This is a genomic window from Rhodoferax bucti, from assembly GCF_005876985.1.
GTDB classification, from domain to species: domain Bacteria; phylum Pseudomonadota; class Gammaproteobacteria; order Burkholderiales; family Burkholderiaceae_C; genus Allorhodoferax; species Allorhodoferax bucti.
On record NZ_VAHD01000001.1, the window covers coordinates 400,679 to 421,886 of the forward strand.

The 21,208-nt window shown below is 60.6% G+C and carries 23 protein-coding genes and 1 tRNA gene; 3 read left to right on the plus strand and 21 right to left on the minus strand.

Going from position 1 to position 21,208, the window contains the following annotated elements; all coding sequences use genetic code 11:
• Nucleotides 1–2: 2 nt before the first annotated feature.
• The 5 genes from ligA to FDM28_RS01915 are packed head-to-tail and all read right to left on the minus strand — an operon-like array spanning nt 3 to nt 3,857.
• Nucleotides 3–452, minus strand: a complete 450-nt coding sequence (gene ligA / locus FDM28_RS01895; protein ID WP_138512490.1) for a protocatechuate 4,5-dioxygenase subunit alpha — start codon at nt 450–452, stop codon at nt 3–5.
• Between the two features lies 1 nt (nt 453).
• Nucleotides 454–1,380: an amidohydrolase family protein gene (locus tag FDM28_RS01900; protein WP_138512492.1), complete on the minus strand. Its 927-nt coding sequence runs from the start codon at nt 1,378–1,380 to the stop codon at nt 454–456.
• A gap of 10 nt (nt 1,381–1,390) precedes the next feature.
• Nucleotides 1,391–2,074 (minus strand): 4-carboxy-4-hydroxy-2-oxoadipate aldolase/oxaloacetate decarboxylase, encoded by a 684-nt coding sequence (gene ligK / locus FDM28_RS01905; protein WP_138512494.1) that lies wholly within the window; start codon nt 2,072–2,074, stop codon nt 1,391–1,393.
• An 11-nt stretch (nt 2,075–2,085) separates the two neighbouring features.
• Complete coding sequence (locus FDM28_RS01910; protein WP_138512496.1) at nt 2,086–3,114, minus strand: amidohydrolase family protein; 1,029 nt, start codon at nt 3,112–3,114, stop codon at nt 2,086–2,088.
• A 32-nt stretch (nt 3,115–3,146) separates the two neighbouring features.
• Nucleotides 3,147–3,857, minus strand: a complete 711-nt coding sequence (locus tag FDM28_RS01915; RefSeq protein ID WP_240791871.1) for a substrate-binding domain-containing protein — start codon at nt 3,855–3,857, stop codon at nt 3,147–3,149.
• Between the two features lie 139 nt (nt 3,858–3,996).
• On the opposite strand from FDM28_RS01915, the gene FDM28_RS01920 reads away from it, so the two are divergent.
• Complete coding sequence (locus FDM28_RS01920) at nt 3,997–4,914, plus strand: LysR family transcriptional regulator (RefSeq protein ID WP_138512498.1); 918 nt, start codon at nt 3,997–3,999, stop codon at nt 4,912–4,914.
• Between the two features lie 216 nt (nt 4,915–5,130).
• Nucleotides 5,131–7,866, plus strand: coding sequence for a sensor domain-containing protein (locus FDM28_RS01925; RefSeq protein WP_138512500.1), 2,736 nt, complete (start codon nt 5,131–5,133; stop codon nt 7,864–7,866).
• A 32-nt stretch (nt 7,867–7,898) separates the two neighbouring features.
• Here the strand turns inward: FDM28_RS01925 and FDM28_RS01930 are convergent, their stop codons facing one another.
• The 9 genes from FDM28_RS01930 to FDM28_RS01970 form a co-directional block, all read right to left on the minus strand.
• The gene (locus tag FDM28_RS01930; protein WP_138512502.1) at nt 7,899–8,846 is read right to left on the minus strand and encodes an AEC family transporter; all 948 of its coding nucleotides are present in this window, start codon (nt 8,844–8,846) and stop codon (nt 7,899–7,901) included.
• 115 nt (nt 8,847–8,961) lie between these two features.
• Entirely contained in the window at nt 8,962–9,939 is a 978-nt protein-coding gene (locus FDM28_RS01935; RefSeq protein WP_138512504.1) for a Bug family tripartite tricarboxylate transporter substrate binding protein, read from the minus strand.
• 83 nt (nt 9,940–10,022) lie between these two features.
• Complete coding sequence (locus FDM28_RS01940; protein ID WP_138512507.1) at nt 10,023–10,748, minus strand: ABC transporter ATP-binding protein; 726 nt, start codon at nt 10,746–10,748, stop codon at nt 10,023–10,025.
• A complete protein-coding gene (locus tag FDM28_RS01945; RefSeq protein WP_138512509.1) occupies nt 10,745–11,536 on the minus strand; it encodes an ABC transporter ATP-binding protein in 792 nt (263 codons plus the stop codon). The genes FDM28_RS01940 and FDM28_RS01945 overlap by 4 nt, the downstream gene beginning before the upstream one ends.
• A complete protein-coding gene (locus FDM28_RS01950; RefSeq protein ID WP_138514205.1) occupies nt 11,533–12,516 on the minus strand; it encodes a branched-chain amino acid ABC transporter permease in 984 nt (327 codons plus the stop codon). The genes FDM28_RS01945 and FDM28_RS01950 overlap by 4 nt, the downstream gene beginning before the upstream one ends.
• A gap of 20 nt (nt 12,517–12,536) precedes the next feature.
• Complete coding sequence (locus FDM28_RS01955) at nt 12,537–13,412, minus strand: branched-chain amino acid ABC transporter permease (RefSeq protein ID WP_138512511.1); 876 nt, start codon at nt 13,410–13,412, stop codon at nt 12,537–12,539.
• Nucleotides 13,413–13,560: 148 nt separating this feature from the next.
• Nucleotides 13,561–14,733, minus strand: coding sequence for an ABC transporter substrate-binding protein (locus tag FDM28_RS01960; protein ID WP_138512513.1), 1,173 nt, complete (start codon nt 14,731–14,733; stop codon nt 13,561–13,563).
• 165 nt (nt 14,734–14,898) lie between these two features.
• On the minus strand, nt 14,899–15,744 hold the full coding sequence (locus FDM28_RS01965; protein WP_138512515.1) for a ParB N-terminal domain-containing protein: 846 nt from the start codon (nt 15,742–15,744) through the stop codon (nt 14,899–14,901).
• A gap of 50 nt (nt 15,745–15,794) precedes the next feature.
• Nucleotides 15,795–16,688 carry a LysR family transcriptional regulator gene (locus tag FDM28_RS01970; protein WP_138512517.1) on the minus strand — a complete coding sequence of 298 codons (894 nt, stop codon included), beginning with the start codon at nt 16,686–16,688 and terminating at the stop codon, nt 15,795–15,797.
• Between the two features lie 90 nt (nt 16,689–16,778).
• Here FDM28_RS01970 and FDM28_RS01975 point away from each other — a divergent pair, with 90 nt between their 5' ends.
• Nucleotides 16,779–17,765, plus strand: coding sequence for a sodium-dependent bicarbonate transport family permease (locus tag FDM28_RS01975; RefSeq protein ID WP_138512519.1), 987 nt, complete (start codon nt 16,779–16,781; stop codon nt 17,763–17,765).
• A 95-nt stretch (nt 17,766–17,860) separates the two neighbouring features.
• On the opposite strand, the gene FDM28_RS01980 is transcribed toward FDM28_RS01975, so the two are convergent.
• From FDM28_RS01980 to rpmJ, 7 genes are all read right to left on the minus strand, one after another.
• Nucleotides 17,861–17,937 (minus strand) — tRNA-Met (locus FDM28_RS01980).
• 22 nt (nt 17,938–17,959) lie between these two features.
• Nucleotides 17,960–18,355, minus strand: a complete 396-nt coding sequence (rplQ, locus tag FDM28_RS01985; protein WP_138512522.1) for a 50S ribosomal protein L17 — start codon at nt 18,353–18,355, stop codon at nt 17,960–17,962.
• An 84-nt stretch (nt 18,356–18,439) separates the two neighbouring features.
• Nucleotides 18,440–19,429: a DNA-directed RNA polymerase subunit alpha gene (locus tag FDM28_RS01990; protein WP_138512524.1), complete on the minus strand. Its 990-nt coding sequence runs from the start codon at nt 19,427–19,429 to the stop codon at nt 18,440–18,442.
• Nucleotides 19,430–19,535: 106 nt separating this feature from the next.
• Nucleotides 19,536–20,159: a 30S ribosomal protein S4 gene (gene rpsD, locus FDM28_RS01995; RefSeq protein WP_138512526.1), complete on the minus strand. Its 624-nt coding sequence runs from the start codon at nt 20,157–20,159 to the stop codon at nt 19,536–19,538.
• An 81-nt stretch (nt 20,160–20,240) separates the two neighbouring features.
• Nucleotides 20,241–20,645, minus strand: a complete 405-nt coding sequence (rpsK, locus tag FDM28_RS02000) for a 30S ribosomal protein S11 (RefSeq protein WP_029706489.1) — start codon at nt 20,643–20,645, stop codon at nt 20,241–20,243.
• 19 nt (nt 20,646–20,664) lie between these two features.
• Nucleotides 20,665–21,030 (minus strand): 30S ribosomal protein S13, encoded by a 366-nt coding sequence (gene rpsM / locus FDM28_RS02005; RefSeq protein ID WP_087496073.1) that lies wholly within the window; start codon nt 21,028–21,030, stop codon nt 20,665–20,667.
• 24 nt (nt 21,031–21,054) lie between these two features.
• A complete protein-coding gene (rpmJ, locus tag FDM28_RS02010; RefSeq protein WP_012348927.1) occupies nt 21,055–21,168 on the minus strand; it encodes a 50S ribosomal protein L36 in 114 nt (37 codons plus the stop codon).
• Nucleotides 21,169–21,208 lie beyond the last annotated feature (40 nt).

The window sequence follows — 21,208 nt, forward strand, 5'->3', positions numbered from 1 at the left end:
GTTCAGTCTTTCTTGCCGCCAGTTGCGGCGTGTTGGCCTTGGGGCTGGCGGTGGGCCTGGGCGTCGCCGTCTTCACCGATGTAGCGGTTGCCTTCGGCCGAGCGGCCGCCGGCCATCATCATGGCGCGGTATTCCACTTCCGACATGCCGGTCATGCTGCCCGCCATCTGCTGAAAACTCAGGCCGTGGGTGGAACCAATCTTGGCGAGGAAGTAGATGTTGCCGCCCAGCTGCATGGCGCGGTTCAGGTCCATGTCGATCACCGACTGGCGCTGCTCTTCGCTCATGGGCCATTCGTTGAGGTAGGCGCGCTGGTCCGCCTTGAAACGGGCGCGGTTCTCGGGCTTCATCAGGCTCATGCAAAACTGGTTGAGCCAGTAGCCCTTGCGGCTTTGCTCGGCATCAAAAATGATGGTGCCGGGAATGTCCTGGTAGGGTTTATCGAGTGCCATATCAGTCTTTCCAGTACAAACGGTTGGGGTTGTCCACCAGCAGCTTGCGTTGCAGTTCGGCAGTGGGCGCGATGTGGGGAATGAAGTCCACCAGCAGGCCATCGTCAGGCATGTGGTCCTTCAGGTTGGGGTGCGGCCAGTCGGTGCCCCACAGCACGCGGTCGGGGAACTGCTCCACGATGCGCTTGGCAAACGGAATCACATCGCGGTACGCATGTTGCTCGCCGTTCAGCGCCTTGGGGCCGCTCACGCTCAGGCGCTCGGGGCAACTCACTTTGCTCCACACATTCTGGTGCTCGCGCATGAATTTTTCAAACAGTGCAAACTGCGGGCCGTCCACGGGCAGCGACACATCAGGGCGACCCATGTGGTCCACCACCACGGTGGTGGGCAGCGCAGTAAAGAAGTCCCACAGCTCGGGCAGGTCCACCGCTTCGAAGTAGATGACCACATGCCAGCCCCACTTGGCGATGCGGCCGGCAATCTCCATCAACTCGTCCTTGGGCGTGAAGTCCACCAGGCGCTTCACAAAGTTGAAGCGCACGCCGCGCACACCGGCGTCATGCATGGCCTGGATTTCTTCATCGGTCACGCTGCGCTTCACCGTGGCTACGCCGCGTGCTTTGCCATTGCTGGCAACCAATGCATCCACCATGGCGCGGTTGTCCGCACCGTGGCAGGTAGCCTGCACGATGACGTTTTTCTCAAAACCCAGGTGGTCGCGCAGGGCGAACAGCTGGTGCTTGGAAGCGTCACACGGCGTGTACTTGCGCTCGGGGGCGTAGGGGAATTCGGCACCAGGGCCGAACACATGGCAGTGCGCATCCACCGCGCCTGCGGGCAGCTTGAAGGTGGGCTTCGCAGGGCCGGTGTACCAGTCCATCCAGCCCGCAGTCTTGGTGAAATCGCCAGAAGTAGGTTTGGTCATGGGGAGCCTCTTAATCGATGTACTTCAAGCCCGCGGCCGCCAACGGCTCGCGCATCTTGTACATGTCCAGCCCCAGCACACCGGCGGCCAGTTTCTCGCGCTTCTCGCCTTCAAAGCTCTCACGCTTCTGGGCAGCGGCCAAGGTGGCAGCGGCTTTGGCGGCGGGCACGCAGACCACGCCGTCGTCATCCGCCACGATCACATCGCCGGGGGTGACCAGCATGCCGGCACACACGATAGGAATATTCACCGAGCCCAAGGTCGCCTTGATGGTGCCCTTGCTGCTGATGGCTTTGCTCCACACGGGAAAGCCCATGCGCTGCAGCTCTTTCACGTCTCGCACACCGCCATCAATGATCAGGCCGCGCGCACCGCGTGCCTGGAAGCTGGTCGCCAGCAGGTCGCCGAAGAAGCCGTCGGTGCACTCCGCCGTCACCGTGGCCACCACGATATCGCCGGGCTGAATCTGCTCGGCCGCCACGTGCATCATCCAGTTGTCGCCGGGTTGCAGCAGCACGGTCACGGCGGTGCCGGACACCTGCACACCACTCTGGATGGGGCGCATATAGGGCTTGAGCAAGCCCACGCGGCCCATGGCCTCGTGCACGGTGGCAGAGCCGAGAGCGGCCAAGCCGTCAGCGGACGCGCGGTCTGCGCGGGTAATGTTGCGGTAGCAAACGCCTAGTTCGTACATGCGGTGTCTCCTTATTTATTCTTGGCTTTGAGCGCGGCATCCAGACGCGGGAACACGCGGCGCGCGTTGCCTTCATAGATCTGGTAACGGTCCTCGTTACTCAGGATCTTGGACGCTTCGATATAGCGCTTGGTGTCGTCGTAGTAGTTACCGGTCTGCGGGTCGATGCCGCGCACCGCGCCGATCATTTCGGAGGCGAACAACACGTTCTTCACCGGGATCACGGTGTTGAGCAAGTCGATGCCGGGCTGGTGGTACACGCACGTATCGAAGTAGATGTTGTTGAGCAAATGCTCTTCCAACAAGGGCTTCTTCAGCTCCTGCGCCAAACCACGGAAACGGCCCCAGTGGTAAGGCACGGCGCCGCCGCCATGCGGAATCAAAAACTTCAGCGTGGGGAACTGCTTGAACAGGTCACTGGTCAGGCACTGCATGAAAGCGGTGGTGTCGGCGTTCAGGTAGTGGGCGCCGGTGGTGTGGAAGCAGGCATTGCAGCTGGTGCTGACGTGGATCATCGCGGGGATGTCGTACTCCACCATCTTCTCGTAGATGGGGAACCACGACTTGTCGCTCAAAGGGGGCGATGCCCAGTGGCCGCCGCTGGGGTCGGGGTTGAGGTTGATGCCTACGTTGCCGTACTGCTCCACGCACTTCACCAGTTCGGGGATGCAGGTGGCCGGGTCCACGCCAGGGCTTTGCGGCAGCATGGCGGCGGGGATGAAGTGGTCGGGGAAGAGCTGGCTCACGCGGAAGCACAGCTCATTACAGATAGCCGCCCAGGTAGCGCTGGTGTTGAAGTCTCCGATGTGGTGGGCCATGAAGCTGGCGCGCGGGCTGAAGATAGTGAGGTCGGAGCCGCGCTCTTTCATCAGGCGCAACTGGTTTTGCTCGATGGTTTCGATCAGCTCGTCGTCGCTGATCTTCAGGTCGGCGACCTTGGGGCCCAGCTCGGGCGTGGACAGGTTGGCAATCTGGGCGTTGCGCCAGTTTTCCAGCGCCTTGGGCGCGGTGGTGTAGTGGCCGTGGCAGTCGATGATCATGCGTGTCTCCGGTGATGTTGTAGATATGGGGGTTAAGCCGGCTCCATGCCTTGGCGCAACTTGGCGCCATGGGCTTGGGGCGAGCGCATGTAGTCCAGGAGCGCACGCGCGGCGGCGCCCTGCTTGCTGTGCACGCCCACGCCGGCAGAGAAGGTGGTGGTGATTTGAATCTCGGGCGGCAGCGGACCCACGATGCGGATGCCCGGCACATGGATCAGCTCGCTGAGCTGCTGAAAGCCCAGCGCCACCTCGCCGCGTGCCACCAAGGTGCCAACCGGCACGCCCGGAGGCGCCTGCACGATGCGGCTTTGAATCTCGTCCGCAATACCCCAACGCTCAAACAGCTTGGCCAGCGCCACGCCACTCGGGCCGGTGGAGTAGCTCAGGGTGGGGGCGGCCAGCACCGCCGCACGCACTGCAACCTCAGAACTGATGTCAGGAGCCGCAGCGCCCTCTTTCACGGCCACGGCCACGCCGGAATGCACCAGGTCCATCCGGCTCCCGGCGGCCAGATGGCCTGCGGCGAGCAGTTTGTCGATGGCGTCCGAGGCCAGAAACACGATGTCGAACGCCTCTCCGGCCTGCACGCGCTTGGCGGCATCCACACCGCCCACCGACTCCAGCGCCAGCACCACGCCGGTGGCGGCACGGTAGGCCTCGGCCAACTCGGTCAGCACCTGGCGGGTGGCCATGGACGAAATGGCGTTCAACGGGGTCGCGGCATGGGAGGCAGGGGTTTGCATGCTGGGTATTCTGGTGGTGCGGGCCTGGTTTGTTAAGCCAAGGGAAAAACTAGCAGCTATCACATATCGGCATAATTGACGCGCAGCTATTCTCAGACGAAACTCCGTCAATCCGGAAAGCCGCTATGGACTTGTTGCTATGGACTTGAAACAGTTGGAATACTTTGTGCGCGTGGCCGAGATGGGCAGTTTCACCCGCGCCTCCATCTCGCTGGACGTGGCCCAGCCTGCGCTGAGCCGCCAGATTCGCCTGCTCGAAGTGGAGCTGCGCCAGAACCTGCTGACCCGCAACGGCCGAGGCGCCGTGCCCACTGAGGCCGGCAAGTTGCTGTTGGAGCACGGGCGCGGCATCCTGCACCAGGTGCAGCTCACCCGTGAGGAGCTGGGCGCGGCGCGCGGCGCACTGGCCGGGCGCGTGTCCATCGGCCTGCCGCCCAGCCTCTCCAAGCTGATCACGGTACCGTTGGTAAAAGCCTTCCGCGAAGCCCTGCCCCACGCCCACCTGACCCTGACGGAGGGCTTCTCGGTGCAAATGCACGAGGGCCTGCGCCTGGGCAACCTCGACATGGCCGTGCTCTACAACCCCGGCCAAAGCAGCGACCTGGAAATGAGCACCTTGGACGAGGACGAGCTCTCCCTCATCTCGCACAACCCCGCCGGCGGCAAAAAAGGCAAGGGCAAGGTGGCCCCCGCCATCAGCCTCAAAGAAGTGGCCGAGCTGCCCTTGATCTTGCCGAGCCGGCCCAATGCCTTTCGCATCCTGCTCGAAGGCGAAATGATGACGCTGGGCCGCCGCCCCGAAGTGCTGCTGGAGGTGGATGGGCTCAACGCCATCCTGAATTTAGTGAAAGAAGGCATGGGCCACGCGGTGCTGCCCAGCTACACCCTGAGCAACTTCGACAACCCCGAGACCTTCACCGTGCAGTCCATCCACAGCCCGCGCATCATGAGCCAGCTGATGCTGGTGTGGTCCGCCCGCCGGCCCACCACCCAAACCCAGCGCAAGGCCATGGACGTGGTGAGCAAAGTGGTGCTGCAGGCCATCCACCGCGCATGACCCGGGGAGCCCCGCCGCATATCGCTCCTAAATTAGGAGCTGTTTGCGCAATATCCACGTGCGCCAGAGGCACTTTTGATATCCAAATCACCTTCTCCAGGCGAGGGGCCGGCCCGGGGTTTAAATCAACATAATTGAAATAACATTTGTCAAAATCGCGGCACAATCACCCGGCAGATTCACCCTGAAGTGCACTTGACCGAAGGCGCCCCTTCCATGGACTCTCAACCCCCGATGCCCTACGCCACACCCCGGCGCACCGACTCCGCATGGAAAATTGTCGGTCTGTATGCCGTGGTCGCCAGCACGTGGATCTGGTTGTCGGACCGGTTGCTGATGCGCCTCTTCAGCGATGTGGAGTCCCTCGCGCAGGCCAGCTCGTGGAAAGGCGGGGCGTTTATCGGGGTGACATCGGCCCTGCTGTTTGTGTTGATCCAGCGGCTGATTGGCAACTTCCAGCGGGCGCTGGCCACCGTCAAACAGCGGGAGGACGAGCTGATCGAGAGCCGCCGCCTGCTGCTCGAATCCCAACAATCCGCCGGCCTGGGCACCTACGAGCTCGATATCCGCAGCGGGCTGTGGACCACCTCGGAGGTGTGCGACCAGGTGCTGGGCATTGATGCCGGCTTTGTGCGCGACATTGAGGGCTGGAAAAGCCTGATCCATTCCGCCGACCAGGCGCGGCTGCTCCAGTTTTTGAGCGACGCCATGCGCGGCCCCCCGGAGCCATTTGCGCTGGAATACCGCATCCTGCGCCGGCTGGATGGCCAGGAGCGCTGGATACGGGCGCTGGGCGAAATCGTCGCCAACAGCAGCGGCCAGCTCCGCACCATACGCGGCACGCTGCAAGACATTACCGCCTACAAGCGGGCGCAGGAAAGCCTGATGGAGGCCAACAGCAAGCTCACCGCCACACTGGATGCGCTGCCCGACCTGCTGTTTGAAATCGGGGAAGACGGCTACATCCACCAGTACCACACCCACCGCGGCGACCTGCTGGCTGCGCCACCCGAGGTGTTTCTGGGCAAGCGGGTGGCCGATATCCTGCCCGCTGCGGCCAGCGCCGTGGTGGACGCCGCCATCGGCGAGGCAAAGAGCAAGGGCTTTTCCTCCGGGCTGCGCTACTCGCTGGAGTTGCCGAACGGGCTGCACTGGTTTGACCTGTCGATGGCCCCCATGGCACACGGCACAGACGGAGCGCAGCGGTTTATCTGCATCGCCCGCGACATCACCGAGCGGTTTGAAACCGAGCGCCAGCTGGAGTTGGCGGGCCGGGTGTTTCAGCACTCGCGCGAGGGCATCATGATCACCAATGCCGAGGCCCGCATCGTGGATGTGAACGAGGCCTTCACCCACGTCACCGGGTATGCCCGCAACGAGGTCATTGGCAAGAACCCGAGCTTCCTGAGCTCGGGGCGGCAGACGCGGGAGTTTTACGGCGCCATGTGGGCCAAGCTCAATGAGTCCGGCTACTGGGACGGCGAGGTCTGGAACCGCCGCAAGGACGGCAGCGAATACGCCGAGCTGCTCACCATCAGCACCGTGCGCGATGCGCAGGGCCAGGTGATGCAATACGTGGCGCTGTTCTCGGACATCACCCCCATCAAGGAATACCAGTTTGAGCTGGAGCACTTGGCGCACTTTGATGCCCTGACCGGCCTGCCCAACCGGCTGCTGCTGGCGGACCGGCTGGAGCAGTCGATGGCGCACTGCGAGCGCCGGGGCAAAAAGGTGGTGGTGGCCTACTTTGACCTAGACAGCTTCAAAAGCATCAACGACCAATCCGGCCACGCCGTGGGCGACCAGCTGCTGGTGGCCTTGGGGCACCGCATCAAAGGCTACCTGCGCGAGGAAGACACCTTCGCCCGCCTGGGTGGTGACGAGTTTGTGGCAGTGCTGGCGGATTTCGACAGCGTGGACGCAGTGATTCCGCTGGTCAAGCGCATCATCGAGGCCACTGCCCAGCCGTTTGAGCTGAACGGCCTGACGATCCAAACCTCCACCAGCATCGGCATCAGCCTGTACCCGCAAGATGGCCCGCTGGATGCCGAGCAACTGCTGCGGCAAGCGGACCAGGCCATGTACCAGGCCAAGCTGGCCGGCAAAAACCGCTTCCATATTTTTGACACCCAACACGACACCCATGTGCGCGAGCAACATGGAGCCAGCGCGCGGCTGCGGCTGGCTCTGAACCAGCAGGAGTTCGTGCTGTATTACCAGCCCAAGGTGAATATGCGCACCGGCCAGGTCATCGGGGCCGAAGCCTTGATCCGCTGGAACCACCCGGAGCAGGGGCTGCAGGCGCCGGGGTCGTTTTTGCCGTCGATTGAGGGCAGCCTCTTGTCCATCGACCTGGGGGAATGGGTGGTGGAGACCGCGCTGCAGCAGCACGAGCACTGGCTGGACCAGGGCTTGGTGATTCCGGTGAGCGTCAACATCGGCGCGCTGCAGTTGCAGCAGGCCGACTTTGTGGGCCGCCTGCAGGCCATTCTGGCGCACCACCCCCGGGTTCAGCCAAAACACTTTCAGCTGGAAATTCTGGAGACCAGCGCGCTGCAAGACATGTCCAAAGCCACCGACACCATCAATGCGTGCAAAGCGCTCGGGCTGGAGTTTGCGCTGGACGACTTCGGCACCGGTTACTCCTCGCTCACCTACCTGCGGCAGTTGCCGGTGTCGGTGCTCAAAATTGACCAGAGTTTTGTGCGCGGCATGTTGGACAACGAGGCCGACCAGGCCATTCTGCGTGGCGTCATCGGGCTGGCCAAGGCATTCGGGCGCAGCATCATTGCAGAGGGGGTAGAAACCGTGGCCCACGGCACCCTGCTCTTGCAAATGGGCTGCGACGAGGGCCAGGGCTACGGCATTGCGCGCCCCATGCCGGCCGATCAGTTGGCCGCCTGGCACCAGGCCTGGCGGCCCGATCCGGCCTGGTGCGAACGCGCCGCGTGAACGCGCAGACCAACCCGGGTGGGCGTCTACGTCTACAGGGGGTAGTGCCTCAAGGCCCAGAGCAAGGCATTGAGTGTAAAAAATGAACCGATGGTGGTGGCCAGCAGCGCCGCGGCGCTCACCTCCTCATGCCCGTGCTTGAGGGCCAGAATCGGGTACACGCCCAACATGGGCATGGCAGAAAACAGCAAGGCGGCGGTGCGCAGTTGGGGGTCGGCAATCGGCACCACAAAAGTAAACACCAGGTACACGCACAAGGGGTGCAACAGCAGTTTGCCGAAGGCAATTTGCGCGACCAGACGGCGCTTGCCCTTGAGCTGCAGCCCCACCAAAGCGCCACCGATGACAAACAACGCCAGCCCGGTGGTGACCTGGGCAAACAGGGTCACGGTGCGGACCAGCGGGCCGGGCAGCGTCCAGCCCATGGCAGACACCAGCAGCGCCACGGGAATGACCGCCAGCAAGGGCGTGCGCACCCAGCCCATGACAATGCCTTGCACCGTCGCCAGCCAGTGCCGGGGCTCGCGCGCGGTGCTGCGGTCTGCCAACGTGAGCAGCAAGGGCAACTTGAAGAGGTTTTCAAACACCATGTTGAGCGCCAGCGCCACCGCGGCAATCGGCCCCAGCACCAGCGCCGTCACCGGATAGCCCATGTAGCCGCTGTTGGAGCAGCTCATGCCCATGGCAAAGTAGGCGCGGTAGCTGGGCGCGCTCTGGTGCACATACCGGGCCCACAGATAGCCGCCGGCCAGCACAACGAAGGAGCCGATGCCGTAGGCCAGCAGGTAGTCAAAGTGCATCACATCGCGCAAGGGGCGCTGGGCAATTGCGTTGAACACCAAAGCAGGCAGTGCAAAGTTCAGCACAAACTTGCCGAATACCCGCAGGTCGGGTTTGCTGAAGATGCCGGCGCGGGTGGCAAGAAAGCCTGCGGCAATGCACAGGTAAATGGGGCCGGTAATGGCCAGAATATCAAGCATCAGCAGTGCCCCATCGGCAGGGCCCTCAAAGAAAGAAACAGGGCGAAATTTGGATCAAAAGTGCCCCTGGCGCTCGCAGAATGTGCGCCAACAGCTACTAAAACCATAGCAAATTCTACAGGCGCGGCACACCGGCTTTGGTGATGACCTCGCCCCAGCGCTTGATCTCGCTACCCAGCAGCTCGCCCAATTTCTCGGGGGTGGAGCCACGGGCGCTCACGTTCAGCTCAAACAGCTTTTTCTTCACATCGAGGTGGACGAGCGCCGCCTGCACCTCTTTGTTGAGCCGGGCGATCACCTCCTTGGGCGTTTTGGCGGGCGCAGCCAGTGCGTTCCACGACGACACATCAAAGTTCGCCACGCCACTCTGCATGACCGTGGGCACGTCCGGCACTTGGGCCGCGCGCTCGTCCCCCAGAATGGCCAACGGGCGCACCGCCTTGGAATTCACCTGGCCCATCATGGGCCCGAGGATTTCGATAGCCACATCCACCTGCCCACCGCGCAGTGCCGTGGTGAGCGCAGGTGTGCCGTTGAAGGGCACGATCAAAAAGTCCAGCCCGGTGCGCGACTTGAACAACTCGGCCGCCAAATGCTGGGTGCTGCCAATGTTGATGGTGCCCACATTGAGCTTGCCGGGGTTGGCCTTGGCAAAGGCCATGAGCTCGCCCAGGTTCTTGTAAGGCGCGTTTGCCGAGGCCAGGACCGCCAAGTCGAAGTAGCCCAGGGTGGACACCGGCGCAAAGTCGCGCTGGGCGTCAAACGGCAGGCTCTTGAACAAGCCCGCACTCACCGCCGTGCCGTTGGACATGAGCAGCAGCGTGTGGCCATCGGGCTCCGCCTTGGCCACCGCCTCGCCCGCACCCACGCCGCCAGCGCCGGGCTTGTTGTCGATGATGACCGGCTGCCCCAGCGACTCCGAGAGCTTTTGCGCCACGGTGCGCGCCGTGAGGTCGGCCACACCACCGGCACCAAAGGGCACCACGATGCGGATGGGTTTGCTGGGAAAGGTATCGGCCACGGCGGGCAAGGCCAGCGCCAGGGTGGACAGGGCAACAGCAGCCAATGCGCTGCGGCGGGTCAAACGGCTCATAGAAAGCTCCCTTGGAATAAAAAGAGCTGCTAGCGCTTATGGAATATGCGCAAGCAGCTCTGTTTTTGATAGCAAATTATCGCTCAGCGGGCCACACCCAACAGCTTGTCGAGCAACTCGGGCTGCTCCCGCAGACTTTGCGCGGTGCCACTGTGCACCACAGTGCCACGGTCCAGCACCGCCGCCGTGTCGCTGATGGCCAGAATGGCTTGCGGATGCTGCTCCACGATGATCGCGCTCAGGCCCTCTTCGCGGGTGATGCGGCGGATCGCGCGCAGCAGCTCCTGCACGATGATGGGCGCCAGGCCTTCGCAAGGCTCGTCGAGCAACAGGATGGTGGGGTTGAGCACCAGCGCACGGCCCACAGCCAGCATTTGCTGCTCGCCACCCGAGAGCTGCGTGCCCAGGTTGGTCTTGCGCTCAGCCAGGCGGGGGAACAGCTCGTACACCCGCTCAGGTGTCCACATGGCCGCCTTGCGGCCGGCACGGGCCGGGCGCGCCACCGCGGTGAGGTTTTCGTCCACCGTGAGCGACTTGAAGATGTTGCGCTCTTGCGGCACCCAGCCGATACCGGCAGCCGCCCGCTCATGCTGCGGCAGCTTGTGCAACTCGGCGCCGCCCAACTGGATGGTGCCGCCGTGTTGCCGGGTGGCGCCGGCCAGGGTGTTCATGAAGGTGGTTTTGCCGGTGCCATTGCGGCCCAGCAGCGCCAGGGTTTCGCCTTCGTTGATCGACACCGACACGCCGTGCAACACCACCGCCTCGCCATAACCGGCGGACAGGTTTTCAACCGTTAGCAAAGTGCTCATGCGTGGGCTCCTTCACCTTCGGCGTGGCCCAAATACACCGCCTTGACCTGCGGGTCGTTGGCGATTTCTTCGGGGTTGCCTTCGGTGAGCATGGTGCCGTTGACCAGCACCGTCATGCGGTTTGCAAAGCTGAAGACCAGATCCATGTCATGTTCAATCAAAAGGATGGACACATCCGACGGCAGGGCTGCCACGGTTTGCAGCAGCTCTTCACGCTCACCGGCAGGCACACCGGCCACCGGCTCGTCGAGCAACAACACGCGCGGCTCGCAGGCCAGCGCAATCGCAATTTCCAGCAAGCGGCGCTTGCCGTAGGCCAGCACCCGAGTTTCCTGGTGCATGACGCTGCTGAGGTGGAACTGCTCCAGCAGCTGCTCGCAGCGCTCCACCACCTTGCGCTGGCCGCCCAACGGCTGCCACCATTTGCCGCCCAGGCCCTGGTGCTGGCTGACCACCATGGCCAGGGTTTGCAGCGGGGTCATGGTGTCAAACAACTGGTTGATCTGGAAGGTGCGCACCATGCCCCGGCGCACCCGCTGGTGGGGCGCAAGGCGGGTGATGTCTTCGCCTTCAAGCACGATGCGGCCTTCGGTGGGCTGGAGCACACCGGTCAGCAGGTTGATGAGCGTGGTTTTACCGGCGCCGTTGGGGCCGATGAGCGCATGGCGTGCGCCTTTTTGCAGGTTGAGGGTGACGTTGTTGGTAGCGGTAATGCCGCCGAACTTCATCACCAGACCTTGCGCGCTGAGTACGGTGTCTGGGGTCATGGTCGATGGGGTGTTGCTCATGCCGCACCTCCTGTCTTGTGCTTGGAACGTGCGCCGAACCAGGTCCAGGGGCGTACCAGGCGCTCGCGGCCGACCAGCACAAGCACCACGAGGAACAGGCCGATCCAGAAGGTCCAGTACTGCGGGGTGATGCTGGAGATGAAGTCCTGCATCAGCTTGAACACAATGGCGCCCATCACGCCGCCATAGAGCCAGCCCACACCGCCAATCACCAGCAGCAGCATCAGGTCTGCGGAGCGGTGGAACTCAAACACATCCAGCGAGGCAAACCCGGTGGTTTGCGCCAGCAGGGCTCCGGCCATGCCGGCCGCACCGGCCGCCACGGTGTAAGCCACGGCGATGCGGCTGGTCACCGGAATGCCGATGGCCATGGCACGCAAGCGGTTGTCGCGAATGGCCTTGAGCGTGCCGCCGAAGGGCGAATTCACCAAGCGGCGCGCCAGCACAAACATGACGAACAGCACCACGATGGAGTAGGTCGCAGCCGTGCGGCCATACAGGTCGAACTCGAAGCGGCCCAGCAGCGGCCCCATGACCACGCCCTGCAATCCGTCGGCACCACCGGTGAGCCAATCCAGCTTGTTGGCCAGCTCCATGAGGATCAGGCCCACGCCCAGGGTCACCATCAGGCGCGTCAAATCGGTGCCGCGTTGGATGGTGATGCTGCACAGGGCGCCCAGCAATGTGGCCACCACCATGGCCACCGCCAGGCCCGCCAGAGGATCGGGGTAGATGTGTTTGGCAAACAGCGCCGCCGTGTAAGCACCCATGCCGAAGAACGCCGCATGGCCCAGCGACACGATGCCGGTGTAACCCAGGATCACATCCAGCGACAGGGCGAACAGCGCCACGATGGCAATTTCATTGATGATGAGGGCATGGCTGCCCAGCAGCCAAGGCGAAGCCAGGGCGGCGGCCCACAGCAGCAGCTCCCACCAGCGCCAGCGACCGGCTTGTAGCAAAAGATTGGTGTTGTTCATGGAAGAAGAGTTCACGAAGCTCATGCCTTGCCTCCTTTGCGCACAAAGAGGCCTTGGGGGCGCCAGACGAGAATCACAATCATGAGGCTGTACACAATGAAGGCCCCGAGTTTGGGGATGTAGTACTTGCCGGCCACGTCGGCAATGCCCAGCAACAGCGCGGCCAGCAGCGGGCCGGTGATGCTGGAGGTGCCGCCCACGGCCACCACGATCAGGAAATAAATCATGAACTTGAGCGGGAAGGTAGGGTCCATGCCCAGCACGTCCGCGCCCAAGGCCCCACCCAGACCGGCCAGGCCGGAGCCCACCGCAAAGGTGGTGAGGAACACCACATTCACATTGATGCCCAGGCCGGCAGCCACACGCTGGTCGTCCACCGAAGCCCGCAGGCGGCTGCCGAAGCGGGTTTTGGTGAGGATGTACTGCAGCGCCACGGTCAACGCTGCGCACACGGCAATGATGAACAGGCGGTAGTGGCCCATGCCCAGCATCCAGGCGCCATCACCGAGTTCGGTGCGGCCCTTGAGCCATTCGGGCAGTTGCATGATGAGCTGGGTAGAGCCCACAAAGTAGTCCACCGCAGCCACTGCCATGAAGGTCAAACCGATGGAGAACAGCACCTGGTCCAAATGGGGCTTGTGGTACAGCGGGCGGTAGAGCGTGCGCTCCAGCACCGCACCCAGCAGGGCCGAGCCGAGAAACGCCAGCGGCAGGCACACCAGAAAAGGCACCCCCAGGCGCTGCATGAGCAGCACGGTGATGTAGCCGCCCACCATGGCAAAGGCACCATGGGCGAGGTTGATGAAGTTCATCAACCCCATGGTGACGGCCAGGCCGACCGCAAGAATGAACAACAACATGCCGTAGGCAATGCCGTCGAAAAGAATGGTCAACATAAAGGAATGATCCGGGTCAGGGGAACGATATTGCAGGCGCGGCGGGGCACAGCGCCCGGGCAACAAAAAAGCGAGGGGTTTGCCATCGCTTTTTTGATTTCAGACATGTGCCGAACCGCAGGCCATCGTCAGCGGTCAGGAGGCGGGATTAACGCGCCTTGCCGGGGTCTTTGACGTCTTTGATCACGTCAAATTCCACGTTGTAAAGCTGGCCGTCTTTCTTTTCCACTTTGCGCAGGTAGACGTTTTGCACGATGTCGCGGGTCTGGGCATCGATGAAAATCGGGCCACGGGGGCTCTCGAAAATCTGGCCCTTCATGGCGGCCAGCAAGGCATCGCCACCACCCTGGCCCTTGGTGACCTTGAGCGCCTCAAAAATCACGCGCATGCCGTCATACCCCCCCACGGCCATGAAGTTGGGGCGCAGGTTGTTGTTGGCCTTTTTGAAGGACTCCACAAACTTCTTGTTCAGCGCCGAGGGGTGGGCTGCCGAGTAATGGTGCGAGGTGACCACGCCCAGGGCGCCGTCGCCCATGTCGTTCAACTGGTCGTCATCGGTGATGTCACCGGGGCCGATGAGCTTGATGCCGGCCTTGTCCATGCCGCGCTCCAGAAACTGCTTCATGACCGCTGCACCCGCGCCGGAGGGCACGAACACGAACAGGGCATCCGGCTTCAGGTCACGCACTTTCTGCAGGAAAGGCGCGAAGTCCGGGTTGCGCATGGGCACGCGCAGGCTGTCAACAATGGTGCCGCCGTTGAAGGTCAAACGGTCTTTGAAGAACTTTTCGGCATCAATGCCGGGGCCGTAGTCAGACACCAGGGTCACGACTTTCTTGATGCCGTTTTTGGGTGCCCAATCGGCAATCGCTACCGCTGCCTGGGGCAGGGTGAAGCTGGTGCGCACGATATAAGGAGACGCTTCCGTGATGCTGGAAGTCGCCGCTGCCATCACGATCTGGGGAGTCTTGGACTGGGTGGCCAAAGGCGCTGTCGCCAAGGCAGACGGGGTGATGCCAAAGCCAGCCAATACGTTGACCTTGTCATTCACGATCAGCTCTTGCGCCATGCGCTTGGTCACATCGGGAATGCTGGTGTCGTCCTTGATGATGAGCTGGATTTTCTTGCCGGCCACGGTGTCGCCGTTTTGGGCCATGTACAGCTTGGCCGCAGCCTCAATCTGGCGGCCGGTGGTGGCCTGCTGGCCGGTCATGGGCAAAACCAGACCGATCTTGAAAACATTGTCCTGTGCCAGCACGGCGGTGCCTGCGAATACCAACGAGGCCAATGCGGTTGCACGGAGGAAGTGGCGTTTGTTCATGTGTTGTCTCCTGAACGGTTTTTAGAATCACACTGCGTGCGACTATCGCCCTTTGCAACACCCATTGCAACGCCGGATATGCACACTTAGTTATTCCATTTTGCAATAGCTCCACGGGGTTTGCCAGTGGGAGTTGCACTTCCTCGATAAACGGCAACCCCGCAGCTAGCCCTGCTGTAGCGCGGCCACTTGCTGCCGCAATGCGGCGTTTTCCGCCTCCAGCGCGGCAACCCGTTGCTGCAGGGCGGCAATCATGGCCTGGGGGTCGGCATCCTGCCCCGCGCCGTCTTCCGGTGCAAATGCGGGCACCGCGTGGTCGGCCATGGCTTCGCGGGCGGCCCGCTTGGCATCGCGCACCCGTTTGGCGGCTTGCTTGAGCTCGTCTTTGCCCGCGCTGGCCGCTGCCACTTGCTCTTCGGCAGGCAAGGTAGCGACTGCCGCGGCCGCGTTGATGGAAATCACCCCCGACTTGACTGCTGCCACCAGCTCGGGCGCTGCTTGCTTCTGGATTTTCTCGATCATCACCACCTGGCTGCTGCTCAGGCGCGCTGCCTTGGCCAGGTCTTCACGGCTTTTGAATGCGGGGGCGGCAGGGGCATCCACCGCAGGTGCAGAAGCTGCACCATCATCCGCAGCGGCAGGGGCCGCAGCGTCCGCCACGGCGGTGTTTGCAATGGCCTGTTGCTGGCGGGCCGCCAGAATTTCGCGTTTGCGCAAGGCCAACACCCCACGCTGGAAGTCCGACACACTGCGGCGGCCGAGGTGCTGGTCAATCATCCACAAATGCACATCGTCCATGGACTGGAACAAGGTGCTTTGCACTGTGTTGAAAGGCACATTGTGTTTTTTGCAGATGCCGTAGCGGTTGTGGCCATCCACCAGCACATCGCCCCACAGCACCAGAGCATCGCGGCAGCCTTCGGTCAGGATGCTGCGCTCCAGGGCGGCGTGCTCTTCAGGAGTGAGCGGATCGATGTACGCCTTGAGCGCTTCGTTAACGATGATGTCCATACGGGGTGTGATGCGGGCAAAAGGGCTGGATTGTAGGCGCCCGCCCGCTGTCAAACCGCTGCCGCAAAGCGGTTGAGATAGCCCATGAAAGCCTGCGCCAGGGGCGACAGTCGCTTGCCCTGCAAATGCACCGTGTACCAGTTGGAGGTAATCGGAAAGCCGGCCACATCCAGCACCACGAGGCCCTGACCCGCCACGTCCGGCCCCAGAGCATGCCGGGACACCACCGACATGCCCAACCCACCGGCCACCGCTTGCTTGAGCGCTTCGTTGCTGCCCATTTCGAGACGCAAGCGGGGCACAAAGCGCTGGGTGGCAAAGTGGGCATCGGTGTTCAAACGGGTCCCGGAACCTTTTTCGCGCAGCACAAAACGCTCGGCATGCAAGTCCGCCAAGGCAATGCCGCGGTGCGCAGCCAGCGGGTGCGCCAGAGGGGCGATCAAGACCAAGGGGTTGGGCAAAAACGCATGTGCCACCGCATCGATGTCCGCCGGGGGTTTGGACATGATGTAGAGATCGTCCACGTTGTCGCGCAAGCGTTGGACCACGCCATCGCGGTTCAAGACTTCCAGAGAGATTTCCACATCCGGGTGCATGCGGCAAAAGTCTCCCAGCAACCGTGGCGTGAAGTACTTGGCCGTGCTGACAACCGCCAGCCGGAGGCGACCCGCCGTGAGCCCGCGCTGGGCGGCGATGCGTTGCTCCAGGCGATCCCACTCCAACAGCATCGCCCGTGCAGTGGCCTCCAACTCGCGGCCCGCATCGGTGAGTTGCAGCTTTTTACCGGTGACTTCGTACAAGGGCAGGCCGATAGTGTCCGCCATGTCTTTGAGCTGCATGGACACCGTGGGTTGCGTGACATGCATGGCGCGCGCGGCCGCCGTGATGCTGCCCTGCTCCGCCAAGGCCAGAAAAGTCTGCAATTGCCGGAAAGTGATATTCATTGACTTTTATCTATGTTGCACCGCATTATTTTTGATTTTACTTAATGCATCTGCTTTTTTAGGATCGGGCTACTCACTACGCGAATATCTATGCAAGCCCTACTTGACCCTGCGATCTTGTTTTTCCTGCTCGGCGTATCTGCCGGTTTTTTGAAGTCCAACCTGGAAGTACCACCGCAAATTTCGCGCTTTTTAGCGCTGTATCTGTTGATGGCGCTGGGCCTTAAAGGCGGGTTTGCACTGGCCAAATCAGGTTTTACAGCGGAGGTTGGGCTGACTTTGGCGCTTGCCCTGCTTCTCGCGGTGCTGATCCCCGCCCTGGGCTATGTGTTGCTCCGCAGGCTCTTACAGCCATTTGATGCGGCGGCGGTTGCTGCAACCTATGGCTCGGTCAGCGCGGTCACTTTCATTACAGCGGTGCAGTACATGGAAAACCAAGGCTTAGCCTTCGGTGGTCACATGGCCGCCGCCATGGCCCTGATGGAGTCACCCGCCATCATCTTTGCGATCGCGATCGCCGCGCGGGTGCGCAAGCAATTCAACAATCCACAGGGGGGGTCGCCGAGCCTTACGAAGCCGACAAGTGCAACGTCCCTGCTCCACGAATCATTGACCGACGGCGCGCAATTTCTGCTGTTGGGCTCCATGCTGATCGGCTTGCTCACGGGGCAGGAAGGAAAGCTGGCAATGGAGCCATTCACCGGTCAACTTTTCAAGGGAATGCTGGCGTTCTTCCTGCTGGACATGGGATTGAGCGCTGCGCGCAACCTACCCAAACTCAAAGGACAAACACCCTGGATTTATGCCTACGCGATCGCCGCGCCCTTACTGCATGCCTGCCTCGCGTTTGGCCTGGCACGCCTCTTCCAACTGCCACCCGGCGACATGGCACTCTTGATGGTGTTGGCCGCTAGCGCATCCTATATCGCAGTGCCTGCCGTATTGAAACACTCCATGCCGGAGGCGAATGCTGCGCTTTACTTTGGCATGTCCCTCGGAATCACGCTACCGCTCAACTTGGTAGTGGGAATTCCTCTTTACGTTGGCGTGGCATTTAGGACACTGGGCCCATGGTGATGCCAGCGGGGTGACCTTCGGGCTCAGAACCAAAGGTAGAAACAAAAAAGGCTCACCGAAGTGAGCCTTTTTTGTAGTGATACATCACATTTTTTTGGTTGCGGAGGCTAGATTTGAACTAACGACCTTTGGGTTATGAGCCCAACGAGCTACCAGGCTGCTCCACTCCGCGTCAAGAACTAAATTATAACCTATTAAACCTTGGCTTCTTCAGAAGTTGTAGAAACTTCTTCACCCCGATCAACCAGCTCAACCAAGGCCATAGGCGCATTGTCACCAACGCGGAAACCCATCTTCAAAATACGCGTGTAACCACCTGGGCGTGCATTGAAGCGAGGGCCCAGCACGTCGAACAACTTGGTAACGCTATCGCGGTCACGCAAACGGTCAAATGCCAAACGACGGTTAGCCACAGTGGCTTCTTTAGCCAAAGTGATCATGGGCTCCACTACACGGCGCAATTCCTTGGCCTTAGGTACAGTGGTTTTGATGACTTCGTGCTCAATCAACGAGTTCATCATGTTGCGCAACATAGCCAAGCGGTGTGAGCTAGTGCGATTTAATTTACGAAGACCGTGTCCGTGGCGCATGTTAATTTCCTTCAGTTTTATAAAAAGGCAGCCGTATCAGGTACTGCCCTTGGCACGGAACCCTGTGACGGGTTCAATCATGTATTAACGCTTTTCCAAAGAAGCTGGGGGCCAGCTTTCCAGCTTCATGCCCAGAGTCAGACCGCGAGAGGCCAACACTTCCTTGATTTCATTCAGAGACTTGCGACCCAAATTAGGCGTCTTCAAGAGCTCGTTTTCAGTACGCTGGATCAGATCACCGATGTAGTAGATGTTCTCAGCCTTCAAGCAGTTCGCAGAACGTACTGTGAGCTCCAACTCATCAACGGGGCGCAACAAGATGGGATCAAACTGGGTGTTACCACGCGGAGCGGGCGCAGTGAATGCATCCAACTCACTACCTTCCAACTGCGCGAATACTGCCAGCTGCTCCACCAAGATTTTAGCCGAGGCGCGAACTGCATCTTCAGCGGTCACTGCACCGTTGGTTTCAATTTCGACCACCAACTTGTCCAAATCTGTCCGCTGCTCAACACGAGCACTCTCAACGGTGTAGCTTACGCGACGAACCGGTGAAAAAGAGGCATCGAGAATGATGCGGCCAATGGACTTGTTAGGCTCATCCGCGTAACGGCGCATGCTACCGGGCACGTAACCACGACCCTTTTCAACCTTGATTTGCATATCCAGCTTGCCGCCGTGCGACAAGTTGGCGATGACATGATCAGGATTGATGATCTCGACATCGTGCGGCGTCTGGATATCAGCGGCTGTAACGACACCTTCGGTGTCCTTGCGCAAGCTCAGTGTCACTTCTTCACGGTTGTGCAACTTAAAGACCACGCCTTTAAGGTTCAGCAAAATGTTCACCACATCTTCTTGCACACCATCGATAGAAGAATACTCATGCAGCACGCCCGCAATTGTTACCTCAGTCGCAGCGAAGCCTGGCATAGACGACAACAGCACACGGCGCAATGCGTTACCGAGTGTGTGGCCATATCCGCGCTCAAACGGCTCCAATGCAACTTTGGCACGATTTTGGCCAAGTTGCTCAACGCTGATCGACTTAGGCTTCAACAAATTGTTTTGCATGCAGACTTCCTCTCAATACCCCCGACTCGTTACATCGGTAAGGCTGGTGAAGTACCTTTGCCGCAGTGCCCCGCAGCAAAGGAACGATTACAAAAACCCGAAACGATTAGCGGGAATACAACTCAACGATCAGAGATTCGTTGATGTCAGCACCGAACTGGTCACGGTCAGGAACAGACTTGAAAGTGCCTTCGGCCTTTTCAACATTCACCTCAACCCAAGCTGGCAAACCTACTTGTTGGGCCAGCTGAAGCGCTTCAGCGATACGGTTCTGCTTTTTGGACTTCTCACGCACAGCAATCACGTCACCAGCCTTGACCATGTAGGAAGGAATGTTGACAGGGCTACCGTTCACGGTAATTGCCTTGTGGGAAACCAATTGACGAGATTCAGCACGTGTGGAGCCGAAACCCATACGGTAAACCACGTTATCCAAACGGGACTCCAGCAGAACCATCAAGTTAGCGCCGGTGTTACCACGGCGACGATCTGCTTCGGCAAAGTAACGGCGGAACTGACGCTCCAAAACACCGTACATACGCTTAACTTTTTGCTTTTCACGCAATTGCAGACCGTAGTCCGACGTACGCGCACCTGAAGTGCGGCCGTGCTGGCCTGGCTTGGAATCAAATTTAGCCTTGTCTGCAATAGAACGACGAGCGCTCTTCAGGAACAAGTCTGTGCCTTCGCGGCGGGATAGTTTGGCCTTAGGGCCGAGGTAACGTGCCACTTGATCTTCCTTTTATGTCATCTAACGCGTAGAAACGCGCGAGCCACCAACAAAAGTTGGTGGCGGTGGGCTTGGGTTAAATTAAATACGGCGACGCTTTTGAGGGCGGCAACCGTTGTGCGGCACGGGGGTAACGTCAGCAATCATGTTGATGCGGATACCCAGTGCTGCCAAGGCACGAACCGACGACTCGCGACCTGGACCTGGGCCCTTGATCTCGACGTCCAAATTCTTAATGCCTTGTTCCAGAGCTGCACGCCCAGCCACTTCAGAAGCAACTTGCGCTGCAAATGGAGTGGACTTGCGAGAGCCCTTGAAACCTTGACCACCAGAAGAAGCCCAAGACAATGCATTGCCTTGGCGGTCTGTGATGGTGATGATGGTGTTGTTAAAAGAAGCGTGCACGTGAGCGATGCCATCGGCAACGTTCTTGCGAACCTTCTTGCGAACGCGCTGAGCTGCGTTATTAGCGGGAGCCTTTGCCATAGTGGTCTCTCAATCCCTATTATTTCTTCAAGGACGCAGCTGCCTTACGAGGGCCTTTGCGTGTGCGTGCGTTTGTGCGAGTACGTTGACCACGCATCGGCAAGCCGCGGCGGTGACGGAATCCGCGGTAGCAACCAATGTCCATCAAACGCTTGATGTTCATGGTGGTCTCACGGCGCAAATCACCCTCAATTGTAAACTGAGCGATTTGGTCGCGAATTTTTTCAAGATCGGAGTCAGTCAAGTCTTTGACCTTCTTCGAATATGCGATGCCACAGGCCTCACAGATCTTGCGTGCGCGGGTGCGTCCGATACCAAAAATAGCGGTCAGGCCAATTTCGGAATGTTGGTGCGGCGGAATGTTGATGCCAGCGATACGTGCCATTTTCGTCCTCTAAAACTCTTGCAATTAACCCTGACGCTGCTTGTGGCGTGGATCTGTACAGATCACGCGCACAACGCCCTTGCGTCGGATGATTTTGCAGTTGCGGCAAATTTTCTTGACCGAAGCCGAAACTTTCATTTTCTTCTCCTAAAACTCTTCGCTTCGTTCCGACTTTGAA